Genomic DNA, 13,500 nt, shown 5'->3' on the forward strand with positions numbered 1-13,500 from the left:
AATGGACGCTGTCTCTTTGTAGTTCTTCACTAGTGGTTCAACGCGTGTTCTTTCTGCTTATTTAAGGCGACGAAAACAGCAAATAGCAGCAGGATGATTCCTGTGAATATAAAACCCTCGATGATGTTGAAGGGCAGCCAGCCTAACACGGAAGATCCGGCAACAACACCTAGAGAGAAGAAGGCATAGAAATATCCATAAGCTTTCCCGCGCAGCTCCGATGGTGTAGCTTTAATGAGCATCGTATTAATGGATGGAAACAAGAGAGCAAAGCCTACTCCATAAAGACCCAATACGAAGTAAAGTAAAAATGTCGTCGTTGCTTGGCTAATTAGCAGTTGACTTAAACCCATTAATCCCATTCCTAAAGCCATCGTCCTTGATGGGGATACACGGTCAAAAATACGATTAGTAGGAAGGACAAAGATGAGTACGGCAATGATCCCAAAAGCACTCATCAGTGTGCCGCTTAGTTTCGAATCATATCCTAGCGTTTGAACGTGCAATGGCAACAAATATGCGATCACACCTTGTGAGAACATTAAGAAGAAGGCGCCGCCGTAAGCTTTTAATACACCTGCATTGAAGATTGAGCCTGATGTTTGAACGATAGAAACATCTTTTTCTTTCTTTGTAATCTTATACTTGCTGAGAAAAATGGCCGATAGGATGGCAAGTGCAAAACCTAGTATAGCTACACAAGTAAAGACATAAGGTACAGAGGTTTTGCTTGCCATAATTCCACTGAAAGCAGGGCCGATAATGGCGGCTAGTCCCACAAATGTCCCGGTGAAGGCAACTTTTTTCCCTTGCTCATCATTTATCGTCGTATTCGCAGAGAATGTAAACGCAGCTGGAACAATCAAGCCGGCAACAAAACCATGAATAATTCGAACGATTATCAATATGAAAGGTGAGTCAACGAAATGATAAAGCAGAAGAGCACCGCTTGTTAAAACCAATCCAACCATTAGTATTTTGAACGGTCCAACCTTATCGGTCATAATACCGGATAAAATATTGCCAAATGTATTAGTTAACGAATAGAGCCCCACGACAATTCCTACAACAAACGAGCTGGCACCGACGGAAGCAGCAAATGTACTCATGACAGGCAGCTGAGCGAATAGATCAATAAAAGAAAAGAAAACAATACTGTACACTAATAGCGCATAGTTAAAAGGCTTCACACTATATTTGGCTTGTGCCTTCTTAAGCTGCCAGTCCAGCACGAAGTTGCCAAGTGGTATAAAAGCCGCGATTACTGCAGCAGCAGGCCAAAGCAGGCTCCACTTGACTCGAATTGCAGCATAAAGGATGGCTAGCGCATAAAAACTGAAAATCCCGCCGTGAATACTGCCGACAATCGTTACGGCTTGATCTATCCCCCAAATATATTTCAAGGGCATAGCGATACAAAGTAATGCTAATAATGAGATGCCATCTAAAAGACCAGTAAAACGTAGAATGTAGATTGGATGTGACCGCAATTGTTATACTCCTAATTTATATTTTGAACTGATATTCTATTGTAACATTTTATTTGGCTAGTATCATAGGAGAGAACTCTATATTTTTGACAATTTGTCCATACAAATGATACTGTATTTCTAATCCAGATAAGTTGGAATACAGGGGGCGGATTTTTATGTATGAACAGAAGACAAAAGAAACCGACAACAGTGTTATTGAGTTTATTGAAAATGTCGATAACCTGAAAAAGCGCGAGGACGCCTATAAATTGTTAGATATTTTCACTGAAACGACGGGTTATCCTGCCAAAATGTGGGGACCTAGCATTATTGGATTTGGATCATACCACTACAAATATGAGTCAGGTCATGAAGGGGACGCGGCGCTAGTTGGATTTTCACCTCGAAAAGCAAAGATCAGCCTGTATTTTGCGACGGGTGACTCAGAACGAGATTCGTTGTTAAACGACTTTGGGAAGCATACAGCAGGAAAAGCCTGTGTCTATATCAATAAAGTCGCGGACATTGATGTTGATGTCTTAAAAGCGTTAATCAACCAATCTGTTAAGTTTCTTGGGGAGACCTACCCGAGTCATTGAATCCAAGCTAAGAATAGAGAAGATTCTCTTTTTTGGAGAGGAACAGCAGCTTAAACAAAAACGGCAGAGATGCCGTTTTTTTGTTGACTAAAAGAAAAGAGGACACTTATGGATTTTTTACAGTAAAAATAGATCTAGAATATAGATCTATATTCATCAAACTAGCTATTTTGGTAGAAATAGGTCTAGAAATTAGACTTAAATTTGTTGTGAACCCGCTATATGACCCTCGAAGCTCCGTTCTAGTAAAAATAGATCTAGAATATAGATCTATATTCATCAAACTAGCTATTTCGGTAGAAATAGGTCTAGATATTAGACTTAAATTTATTGTGATCCCGCTATATGACCCTCGAAGTTCCGTTCTAGTAAAAATAGATCTAGAATATAGATCTATATTCATCAAATTAGCTATTTCGGTAGAAATAGGTCTAGATATTAGACTTAAATTTGTTGTGAACCCGCTACATGACCCTCGAAGCTCCGTTCTAGTATAAATTGATCTAGAATATAGATCTATTTTCATCAAACTAGCCTTTTCCACAGAAATAGGTCTAGAAGTTAGACTAAATGTTGCTGACAACCCTAGCGATGACTCTCTACGTGACGTTTCACTTGTACATCGAAGAGCGAGACCAAATCACTATGTCGCCAAAATCATTTACACAGCAATAGTAGGAGGACTCACCTATATTTTCCTGAATTTGGAACGATCGTCTCGAGCAATCGTATAACTCCTTTAAACTACAAGGAGGAATGCAATATGAATTTTGAGCTGGTTCTGATCATCGTTTTGCTCATCATAAATATTCCAATTTATAAATTTCTATTTCGCTTTTTCTTTGTAGATGAAACGGATTATAACGAATCGGTTAGATTTACTTTCACACCTAATTTCATTTCTTTTTTTAGAGGAGAATATTGGAAAGATAGAATTAACACTGCAAGACTACAATTTTATATGCTCTTATGCATAGGAATAGTTGTGCTGGAATACCTTGCGATTAATAAATTAATTGATTTTATACGTTAAAATGAAAATCCCCCATGAACACATGGTTCATGAGGGATTTTTAACTGATTTAGTTTTTGATTTTACAAATATCTTTGTCCAAAAGCATTTTAATAAATAATCCGCCTTGTACCGTTCTGTTCTGGAAGCCGATCATTTTAGCATTGCTTGTCGAATACCAGTCGGTCATCGGAACACGGCTCTCGGATTTATCATAGGCATGCCATAGGCGGTCAACAATGGTTGTGAAATCTTCTTTGTTGTCGCACAGTGTGGCACTCCAAACGAGCCAGTCGGATTTCGTATAAGTATCGCGATTATCGAGCATCAGACCAAACTCACCAGAACGTTTCTCGATATAGGATTTTGTTTCAGCTTTAAATGTATCCTTCGGAAACAGATTGATACCGAAAATTTGATCCCAAACGGCATTGTATTTCATACTGAAGGAATCAGGCTGATCAAATGCTAAACGATAGGTTCCATCTTCATTTGCAGCCATTCCGAGCCATTTGTCGATCATGGATTTGGCAATATCGATTAATTCCTCTGACTTTTTCTCATCGCCTGCCATACGGTTTAGAATAGAGAAGCTTGCTATTCCCATAATGGCTTTAATTGATAGGTTACAGTTATGTGCCAAATGTCCTGCGAAATCATCCGTACATAGCTGGTTATCAGGATCTACACCATTTTTAATTAAATAATTACTCCATTTTTCAAGGTGTGACCAGTTTTCTTTTGCAAAAGATACATCGTTTTCTGCAATCGCCACTGCTGCCGTACAAACGAGCATATTTCCACATTCCTCAACCGGCATTTGCCAAGTAGGGCATGTTCCATGACTATAAACCTGTCCATTAACGAGCGGATACTGACCGGCATCATGCGGTGCAAAGTCGTAATACCAAATATCGGTTGCCGCATATTTAAATATAGGTCTAAGCATTCCCTTAACGAGCTCTGGGTTGTAAATTAAAAATTGCGGGATAGAAGGATAGGTGACATCGACGGTAGCGGCACAGCCATTACTGAAGTTTTCTTTAGAAATAAACAGGACGTCTCCGTTCGTATCTGCACAAATTTTGTGACCAGCGATAGCTTGTCTGTATGCCAGCGATACCAGCTCAGCATATTTCACGTTGCCCGATTCAGTCGCCTCAGCTGATAACTTGGCGGAGAACTGTTCACATTTATCGAATAGGCTGTTGTATTCACTCAAAGCTTGCTTAATAGCATCTTCGATGATTTCTCCGTCTTTTTTCCAATAAGCATTAAGAGGCTCATTAAAATATTCAATAGATTTAATATCATCATAAGCTACCGCAAACAGCGCATTCGTGTTATTGTCTGTTTTAATTGAAATAGACAACTCAATGTTATGGCTATCAGTACCGTATTCATTTGTGTTTTTAACATTGATAACGCTTGCATTTTCATTATTAGACGCTAGGTACAAATAACCCCAGTTAATTCTAAGGTCATCACCAGATTTATTTAATACGTTTTGAAATGCACTGCCAACTTTGCCGCAAGTAAAACCTGATTCACTAAGATCGGTATAATTTGTTGGGAATTCGTATTTAAAGTTTTGGGATAATTCATCATCCACATTTATTTTAATGATAACATCGTGTTTGTTTCCATTTTTAGATCCCGCTTGTACATTAATGTAAGACACAGGTCTCGAAGCGAGCTTTAAATCATCCAGCAATAGCGGCGTTGTAAAAGTAACATCTAACATAATTTCATCACATGTGAAGCTATACTTGCTAGAGAGTGCATTAATATCAACACTTGTTTGTTCCATTTTTAAGCTATTTTCTTTGTCGCCCATAAAGCAATATTCTTTGCCATTAACCTCAGCGATACCGATCATTCTATGAGGATGACCAGTCCAATGCTTGGTATCCGATGCGTTAAGTTCATTCGTCATAGACCAAACAGAGAAGTACGGATCAACGGTTACAAGTGGAACAGCTGGAGCTCGCATAAGCATAGTGATTCCTCCTAAGTTAGATGAAAATCAAATAAATTGCTGAATATTGTATAATTTACTTGATTGTTGTAATATACAATTTATCATACAAATTAGGGTATCGTAATAGAAGTTATCACAATAAATGTGAGGATTATCACAATGAATGAAACGATTTATAGCTTTTGGCATCTATACGATTCTAAGCTTCCGCTTAACATCGTAATGGCGGGAATATCTTATTGCGACAAGAATTACAAAATCGAACGCAATGGCGACAACATCTATTCCTTCGAGTATATTATTGAGGGGAGCGGTGTGTTGGAGATCGAGTCTAAAACCTTTTACCCTCAAAAAAATGACGTGTACCTATTAACAAAAAACAGCCAGCACAAATATTATTCAAGCCACGAAAATCCGTGGGTTAAGATTTGGGTCGTGTTTAACGGGGATTTGGCAGAATACTTGTTTAATCGATATTTGCCAGCTGATACCTATATAGTGAAGGATTGCAACATTCTTTCCTATATGAATGAAATTATAAAGCTTGCATCTGTAAATCAAAAAAACTATTCAGATTTAACAGATGAGATTTCTGTTATTGTGCTAAAAATAATTTTACATTTAAAAAACCATCTAGAAAATAAAGTACTTTCAATTCCAGAACAGATTAAGCTGTGTTTAGATTTAAATATTGAAAACGCAATGGATATTAACGATGTGTCATTGGAGCTGGGATACTCAAAAAATTATATTATAAAACTATTCCGAGAAAACTATGGTTTAACGCCATATGCTTATTTTCGTAAACGTAAAATTGAGCTTGCCAAACAATATTTGCTCAACACGCATCTCAACATAAACGAGATTTCTAACAAACTAAATTTCGCAGACCAGCATTATTTTTCGGGCAGTTTTAAAACAATAGTAGGCATTTCCCCTTCGGAATATAGAAGAAATAATATAAGCCAATATATTGAATGAAGCCGATCCAGCTGCCTTATGGTTGGACCTTATTCCGAAGAGGGATTGATAGGAGAAATCGTAGTTGAATAGGAACGAACTTAAAACACCAGATGATTCTGGTGTTTTTTTTGTGAGGCGAAAACCTCACGTAGCTCGAAGTTGTAACTATGAATATCTTTCTATTCTCTGGAAAAAAATATGTGAAACGCAATAGGAAGGAATGTTGAACGTGTCACATTCAAACGAGCATAACATGCCGATCAGCTCGGAATTGTCTCAAAATCTCGCATTCATCAAGGAGCGTTTTGCGGATACTGATGATCTTGCGATTCGTATGGTCGATCTGGACGAATCGGCTGAATTGAAGATGGCGATCGTTTATTTTAAGGGTATGGCGGATTCCGAGCGGATCAACAATTTGGTATGGCGCACCGTGGCATGCCGGTCTTCCTTGCCGTCCAAAGGTCATCCGCTCGACTTTGTAATGGAAATAACCAAAACGACATGCGATGCGTCGGTTACTGAGGTCTGGGCAGAGGCGAACATGTCGCTCTTTTCCGGCAACGTCGTCATCTTCATCGACCGTTGTCCCAAAGCCATTGTAGGCTCGATCCAAGCTTACGAAAATCGCACTATTGCCGAACCGACGTCGCAAACCGTTATTCGCGGTCCTAAAGACGGATTTGTCGAAGGGATGGAAACAAACATCTCGTTAGTCCGCCGCCGGATTAAACATGCAGGGCTGCGTCTGGAAATTATGAAAATAGGAAAAATCTCAAGCACGAGCGTTGCCATCATGTATATGGACGGAATTGCGAAAGAGGATGACGTGTCCAGCGTAAGAAATAAACTGGAGACGATCGATCTCGATTCCGTTCTTGATTCTGGGTACATCGAAGAATATTTGCAAGGGACCAAATCTTCACCGTTTCCGACCGTCTACAATACGGAACGCCCGGATGTCGCGGCAGGCAACCTTATGGAAGGGAAGGTGGCCGTCTTTGTAGACGGAAGTCCGTTTGTTCTTGTGCTGCCGGCAACGTTTCCCCAGTTCATGTCATCGCCGGAGGATTACTATCAGCGTTTCCAGTTCGGTTCATTATCGAGGATACTGCGCTATTTGGCCTTCTTTATTTCCATATTCAGTTCATCGCTGTATATTGCGTTCACGACGTTTCATAAAGAAATGATACCGACGCCGCTATTAATCAGCTTGGCCGCTCAGCGGGAGGGCATCCCGTTCCCAGCATTTTTCGAAGCGCTTGTCATGGAAATCACCTTCGAGTTTTTGCTGGAAGCAGGGGTGAGGATGCCAAGGGCGACGGGACAAGCGGTATCCATCGTCGGCGCGCTCGTGCTGGGCGAGTCGGCCGTTGCGGCGGGACTCGTCTCTTCCGCTATGGTCATCATCGTTTCTTTGACAGCGATTTGTAATTTCACGACTCCATCGATATCGCTTTCGATTTCTTCACGCTTGCTTCGCTTTATGTTTATGGTGCTGGCCGCCACCTTCGGCTTGTACGGCATTGCGCTGGGCTTTATCGTCATGGTCGCCCATATGGTGAGCTTGGAATCAATAGGCACGCCGTATATGACGCCTTATGCTCCAATTCAATGGAAAAAACAAAGAGACGCTATACTCCGGTTTCCGTTGCGCTGGCTCCATGATCCGAAACGCTCTGGGGATTCATAATGAAGCGTATTCTGCCCATTTTGTTGCTGGCTGCCATTTTATCGGGATGCTGGAATCGAGAGGAATTGAATGAGATCGCCATTGTGAGCGGAATCGGCGTCGACAAGGATGCGGAGAAGGGCGGCTACCGTCTGACCTATCAAGTCGTGAACCCGAGCCAGGCGTCCAAGACGAAAGGCAGCAGCGGCGGCGCCTCGGGGTCCAAAGCCTTCGTCATCTATGAAGGAAGAGGCCAAACGCTGTTTGAGGCGACAAGGAGGTCATCGCAAAAGTTGCCGCGCAGACTGTTTTTTTCACATGCGCGACTTTTGGTTATTTCGGAACAAGTAGCGAAGCAAGGGGTTGCTCACTTATTGGATTTTATGGATAGAAACCACGAGTTTCGTCCAACGATGCAGCTCTTTATCGCAAAAGGAATTGACGCGAATCAGGTGCTGAAGGCGAGCGCTCCGTTAGAATTAGTGTCGGCCAACTCAATTGTGGAAGAAAATAGGTTATCGGAGAAGCTGTGGGGCAACAATAAAAGGGTGACATTGGGACAATATTTGGACATCATTCACAAACCTTTGGTCATTCCAGGATTGATCAGCACCGATACGGGCATGCAGGTATCTGGATTAGCCATCATGAAGTCCCAGAAGCTAGCCGGCTGGATCGAGGAACCGAATGCCAGAGGGTTGATGTGGGCTCAAAACGAAATTACGAGCACGATCGTTCCGCTCGCATGCGATGGACAGGATGAAGGGACCGGCATGGAAATTACCCGTTCCGAAACGAAAATAAAGGCTACGGTCAGCGGGCCGGTTCCGGCTATGGAGATCAACGTAACGGTCGAAGCGAATATTGGGGAAGACGCTTGCGGAACGGATCCGACCAAGCCGAATGACATTACGAAGCTGGAGAAAAAATTATCGTCGCGTATAAAAAAGGAGATACAAGGCGCGGTCCGGCAAGCGAAACAAAAAAAGAGCGATATATTCGGCTTCGGGGATGCCGTGATGAGGGAAAACAAGAACTATTGGAACAAGATAAAGTCGGAATGGGATAACATGCTGCCAGAGGTCGAAGTAACGATTCAGGTCAGTTCGACGATTCGGAGAACCGGGTTGAAAAAAACATCGTTCTGGAAAGAAGTAAGCAGCTGAAAGCGAGGTCATCATATTTTGGAAAGTGTAAAGCTCAAAACTTCGCAAGTTTTTTTGCTGATGTTGTTATTCGAGCTGGGAACGGCTGTCGTATTCAGTCCCGGGCTTGGGGCAAAAAAAGACGGGTGGATGGTGCCGCTGATCGCCATGGTGATCGGAGCTGGTTTGTATGGCATTTATTATGCCATACACCGGCAATATCCTGACGTTCCGCTAACCGGGTATTTGCAAATCGTGCTCGGAAAGCCGATAGGCTGGCTTGTCTCCTTTGTTTATATCAACTATTTTTTTTATTTGGCATCGAGAAATATAAGGGATTATGCCGAGCTGTTATCGGAATCCGTCCTCGATCGAACCCCGCTTCTCATCATCAGTTCGTTAATGGTGTTTACGGTATGCTACGTGCTTTGGCTGGGTGTAAAGGTTATGGCGAGAATGGCGGAAATATTTATTGTCATCTTTTTGTTCATGTTGATCCTGATGCTGATCCTCGTCGTTTTTTCCGGGATTATTAAAGTGGACTACCTGTTTCCCGTATTGGAGCATGGCTGGAAGCCGGTGTTTAAGGCGATTCCGTCGGCGTACAATTTCCCCTTTGCCGAAATGATTGTGTTTCTGATGTTTTTTCCGTATATGAAAAAGCCCGAGAAAGCGCTCAAGATTGGCCAGCTTGCAATACTTGTAACTGGAATTGTGTTATGCGTCATCGTCATCATGGATATTGTCGTATTGGGCACGCATACGGCGACGCGCTCCAGTTTTCCGCTGTTCGAAGTCGTCAGAAGAATCAATATCGCCGAGTTTATACAGCGGCTCGATCCGCTCATTATATTGACGCTTATTATCGGCGTTTTCTTTAAAGTCGCGATTTACTTTTACGCAGGTATCATAGGAGTTGCAGACTTATTCAAAGTCCGGGATCATCGGCTGCTCGTCATTCCGGCCGGTATCGTTATTCTCTATTCGTCGCTGCTCGTTGCGAAGGGGATTGCGGACCATCTGAAAGAAGGGCTCAAAGTACTGCCTGAGCAAGTGCACCCGATTATGAGAATCGTGATCCCAGTCTTGTTGTTTCTAATTGGATATATCAGACGCCGTATTTCCGCGAGGAAGATAGGCGCTTAATGTTTCTTTCTGGAGGCGAAGGCAATTGCGATGATAAGTACGACATAGAGGATAACCAGCATCATTTCAACCGGACTGAACATGACGAAGGTGTGGTACAGATTATCGAAATACAAATCAGGTTTTATACCGGAAAACAAATCGATGACGAGACCTGACAGCGTGATGGACGCCATAAATAACACGAATATGAATAGGATTTTCATAACTAGTTGCCCCTTTCGATCGATGCTTTGGTGCCTGCTTATATGTTCATTTCCATTGTTGGCGTTTCGTGCCCAAAGTATGCGATCCAGCATTGAAGAGGCGGAATAGATCACTAATCAGCCGACCTAAGGTAAGGGCGGCTGTTTTTTTAAATTATCGTTATATTTTTCGTTTATAATTACATTTGTTTGCTCGAGATCGAAGATTTATGTATCGTCTTAATCGATCTGTTATAGACCTGTAGGATATAAACAACGTCCAGAATAAGGATCAGAACATACATAATCATTAATAAAATAGATTGTGGAAAGAGTGAGAAGCAGAGGATGGAGGCGCATAAGGTGCCTATCATTTTGAAGAAAGCGATGGAGAGTGATTGTCCTTGCAGGTCTTTGATCAAGAGCATTCTTATGAAGAGAATGGACATCATCAAATTGATGCCAAATGCTGAATAAATACCCCATTTATCCTGAAATTCTACCGCCATTCCATAATGCAGCAGAAAAGCGATAACGAGCAGAGTGAAAACAGAAGCTTGCAGCGTGCGTTTGGGAAGAGGACCTTTTGTATAATAGAGAAATTGGAGCAGAATGATACAGTCTAGTAGAAACCATATTAAGGTTGCGATTTGCTGAAGCGGGTGAAACGGCATAATAAAGGTAAACAGAAACTCCCAAGTAATATTAGCACAGATGGAGGCGAGCGGCATTCCGCAGGCTTGATCCTTGAAGCCCTTATAAATAACGAGAATATAGACGATAGTCCAAAATAACGCTACTCCAAACATAAGCAGAAACTCTACTTTTAACGGCAATAGGTGCTCCATGTGACAGTAATCGCATCCTTTCATAAAAAATCCGTCCATCAACTTTGAGCTTGTCTATGTATATGAAAATCGTAATAAATGTAGACCTTTTCATATTTAGGATCATTTCATGGTAAAATAAAAAATTGAGATTGCACGATTTCAAGAAACACACACACGGAGGAATTAAACATTTATGAGTGCACCCAACCTGTTACGAAGCTTTAATTTTTTGTATTTCGCGTTGTTAGCAATGTTCATTTCTTTCCTTCCAGTCTATTTAGATGTACAAGGCCTTAGTCCTTCACAAATTGGTTTCATCATCGGTACCGGAGGATTTGTAACTCTTATTGCCCAACCCTTGTGGGGGATGATCAGCGATAAAACCAAATCAATTCGTAAAGTACTATTAGTACTGCTCATGTGCTCCACTATAATCGGATACTTGCTGTACGACTCTAGCAGTTATCCGATGCTTATTCTGCTTGCTATGCTTCTGTACTTCTTTCTAATGTCGATTGATCCGTTGACGGAAAGTCTCAATTTTACAGTAGCCGAATCGTCAGGAACCAGCTATGGCTCAATCCGCACCTATGGAGCTTTAGGTTATGCTGTTGCAGCGCTGCTTACAGGATACGTTATTTCGTATTTCGGGGAGCATAGCTTGGCACTGCTTTTTGCTGGCATTGGCATCTTTAGTTTTGTGATAGGCTGGATGATGCCCGATGCGCCTGTTACAGGGAAACCGGTTACCTTAAGCAGTCTCAAGCATTTTATTAGCAACAAGGAGACGCTTTTGTTTTTATTGCTGGTGTTTATTTGTTCAATCCCTGCACGAATGAATGATACGTTCCTTGGCGTCTACATTCGGGAGCTTGGCGGGAGTACTGAACTGGTAGGACAAGCATTCTTCTTGGCGGCAGGAAGTGAAATTGTAGTATTTGCGCTCAGCTTTTGGTGGATGCGGAAAGGCAAAGAGCTGCTTATTATTTCATTTGCAGCTGTGTTTTATTTCCTTCGGTTCTTCGTTTCAGCATGGATTACCGATCCGCACCTGCTCGCCTATTTGCAAATTTTGCAGCTGTTGACCTTCCCGGTCTTCTACTCCGCAGCTATTCAATATTTATATCGAATTGTTCCAACGGAATGGCGTGCGACTGGTCAAACGGTGCTCGCGCTGCTGTTCTTCGGTATTTCAGGAATTTTAGCCTCCTATGTGGGCGGAGCTGTTTATGGAACCTTTGGCGGCAAAACACTTTATTTGTCTATATCGGCAATCTCTTTTTTGGGAATGCTGTTTGGTTTGGTTCTATACCGGGTGTATGGGAAAAGGCTCGCGGAAACAGAGGAAGCTGTATAACTGTATAAGGGATAAAGGGTCTATGGGTTGTAATAAAAAAAAAGAGAGCAGTTCAGGATTGATATGCTCCCCCTACGGTAGACAGGTTAAAAAATAAAACCTGTAACTGTAAGGGGAGCTTTTTCATGGTCGGGGGAAAATATAATGCGCTAGAGAAACTCAATATCATTGAAGAAGTTTCTAGTGGAGAGATAGGTTTTCTAGCTGCTGCTAAGAAATATAAGATTAACAATACTACATTGATGAAGTGGCAACGTCGCTATAAGCTGTACGGTTATGAAGGTCTGGAGCGCCGTACACATAACCGAAGTTATTGTGCTGAACTCAAGCTTCAAGCAGTGAAAGATTACCTTGAGGGGAAATTGTCTAAGTACCAGATCATCGATAAATACAAGATCTCCAGCACAACACAGCTCTCTGAATGGATAAAGAAGTATAATGGTCATAGCAGCTTAAAAGCCTACAAAGGGGAAGCAAAAGCTATGACAAAGGGTCGCTCTACAACATGGCAGGAACGGATAGAGATCGTCCAGTATTGCCTAACGAATCAGCATGACTACCAAAAGACTTCGGGACAATTTCAGGTCTCCTACCAGCAAGTATATCAATGGATGAAGAAGTTTGAAGATGGTGGTCAGGAAGCATTAAAAGATGGCCGTGGGAGAAAGAAAGCTCTAGAAGAGTTAACGGAGACCGATCAACAGAAACTCAAGATGAAGCAAATGGAGCACGAAATTGAACGACTTCGGGCCGAAAATGTATTCTTAAAAAAGTTAGAGGAACTCGAAAGAAGGCGACGCTAGGACATATTCGACAGGAAACGGTCTATCTCGCCATTCAAGCGCTTCATAAGGATGAGTCATTAAGTATACAGCTTCTCTGTGAAATTGCAGGAATTGCACGCTCGAGCTATTACAAATGGCTAAATCGAAAACCCAGCGCTTGCGAGCTGGAGAATGAGCAGTTGACACAGGTAATGCTATCCATCTACGAGAAAGTGGAGCGTACCTTCGGATACCGCCAATTGACTCTGCATATGCGCAAGCAAACCGGAAAAACGATCAACCATAAACGTGTATACCGGTTGATGAAGCTAAGGGGTATTCAGTCTGTAATTCGCAGGAAGAGAGCGAAATAT

13 protein-coding genes are annotated in these 13,500 nt (G+C 41.9%); 9 read left to right on the forward strand and 4 right to left on the reverse strand.

Translation table 11 applies throughout. From position 1 onward, the window contains the following. Window positions 1–29 precede the first annotated feature (29 nt). Window positions 30–1,490, reverse strand: a complete 1,461-nt coding sequence (locus AC0YN6_RS28920) for an MFS transporter (RefSeq protein ID WP_475751519.1) — start codon at window positions 1,488–1,490, stop codon at window positions 30–32. A gap of 158 nt (window positions 1,491–1,648) precedes the next feature. Here AC0YN6_RS28920 and AC0YN6_RS28925 point away from each other — a divergent pair, with 158 nt between their 5' ends. Together AC0YN6_RS28925 and AC0YN6_RS28930 are read left to right on the forward strand one after the other, a co-directional pair. After that, window positions 1,649–2,071, forward strand: a complete 423-nt coding sequence (locus AC0YN6_RS28925; protein WP_475751520.1) for a DUF1801 domain-containing protein — start codon at window positions 1,649–1,651, stop codon at window positions 2,069–2,071. Window positions 2,072–2,834: 763 nt separating this feature from the next. Continuing rightward, window positions 2,835–3,104 carry a hypothetical protein gene (locus tag AC0YN6_RS28930; protein ID WP_475751522.1) on the forward strand — a complete coding sequence of 90 codons (270 nt, stop codon included), beginning with the start codon at window positions 2,835–2,837 and terminating at the stop codon, window positions 3,102–3,104. Window positions 3,105–3,153: 49 nt separating this feature from the next. On the opposite strand, the gene AC0YN6_RS28935 is transcribed toward AC0YN6_RS28930, so the two are convergent. Next, window positions 3,154–5,082, reverse strand: a complete 1,929-nt coding sequence (locus AC0YN6_RS28935; protein ID WP_475751524.1) for a glutaminase domain-containing protein — start codon at window positions 5,080–5,082, stop codon at window positions 3,154–3,156. 141 nt (window positions 5,083–5,223) lie between these two features. Here AC0YN6_RS28935 and AC0YN6_RS28940 point away from each other — a divergent pair, with 141 nt between their 5' ends. The 4 genes from AC0YN6_RS28940 (at window position 5,224) to AC0YN6_RS28955 (ending at window position 9,990) form a co-directional block, all read left to right on the forward strand. After that, window positions 5,224–6,045 carry an AraC family transcriptional regulator gene (locus AC0YN6_RS28940; protein WP_475751526.1) on the forward strand — a complete coding sequence of 274 codons (822 nt, stop codon included), beginning with the start codon at window positions 5,224–5,226 and terminating at the stop codon, window positions 6,043–6,045. Between the two features lie 211 nt (window positions 6,046–6,256). Further along, window positions 6,257–7,720, forward strand: coding sequence for a spore germination protein (locus AC0YN6_RS28945; RefSeq protein WP_475751527.1), 1,464 nt, complete (start codon window positions 6,257–6,259; stop codon window positions 7,718–7,720). Then, complete coding sequence (locus AC0YN6_RS28950) at window positions 7,720–8,865, forward strand: Ger(x)C family spore germination protein (protein ID WP_475751528.1); 1,146 nt, start codon at window positions 7,720–7,722, stop codon at window positions 8,863–8,865. The genes AC0YN6_RS28945 and AC0YN6_RS28950 overlap by 1 nt, the downstream gene beginning before the upstream one ends. An 18-nt stretch (window positions 8,866–8,883) precedes the next feature. Next, on the forward strand, window positions 8,884–9,990 hold the full coding sequence (locus AC0YN6_RS28955) for a GerAB/ArcD/ProY family transporter (RefSeq protein WP_475751530.1): 1,107 nt from the start codon (window positions 8,884–8,886) through the stop codon (window positions 9,988–9,990). On the opposite strand, the gene AC0YN6_RS28960 is transcribed toward AC0YN6_RS28955, so the two are convergent. Together AC0YN6_RS28960 and AC0YN6_RS28965 are read right to left on the reverse strand one after the other, a co-directional pair. Further along, window positions 9,987–10,196, reverse strand: coding sequence for a YczF family membrane protein (locus tag AC0YN6_RS28960; protein WP_475751532.1), 210 nt, complete (start codon window positions 10,194–10,196; stop codon window positions 9,987–9,989). The genes AC0YN6_RS28955 and AC0YN6_RS28960 overlap by 4 nt on opposite strands. Before the next feature lie 179 nt (window positions 10,197–10,375). Further along, a complete protein-coding gene (locus AC0YN6_RS28965; protein WP_475751534.1) occupies window positions 10,376–11,023 on the reverse strand; it encodes a transmembrane-type terpene cyclase in 648 nt (215 codons plus the stop codon). Between the two features lie 175 nt (window positions 11,024–11,198). On the opposite strand from AC0YN6_RS28965, the gene AC0YN6_RS28970 reads away from it, so the two are divergent. The 3 genes from AC0YN6_RS28970 to AC0YN6_RS28980 all read left to right on the forward strand — a co-directional run. Continuing rightward, entirely contained in the window at window positions 11,199–12,362 is a 1,164-nt protein-coding gene (locus AC0YN6_RS28970; protein WP_475751536.1) for an MFS transporter, read from the forward strand. Between the two features lie 125 nt (window positions 12,363–12,487). Next, window positions 12,488–13,165 carry a helix-turn-helix domain-containing protein gene (locus AC0YN6_RS28975; protein ID WP_475751538.1) on the forward strand — a complete coding sequence of 226 codons (678 nt, stop codon included), beginning with the start codon at window positions 12,488–12,490 and terminating at the stop codon, window positions 13,163–13,165. A gap of 161 nt (window positions 13,166–13,326) precedes the next feature. Beyond that, the coding region (locus AC0YN6_RS28980) for an IS3 family transposase (RefSeq protein WP_475751540.1) at window positions 13,327–13,500 on the forward strand (174 nt) is incomplete at its 3' end.

The organism is Paenibacillus sp. J22P15 (assembly GCF_056269345.1).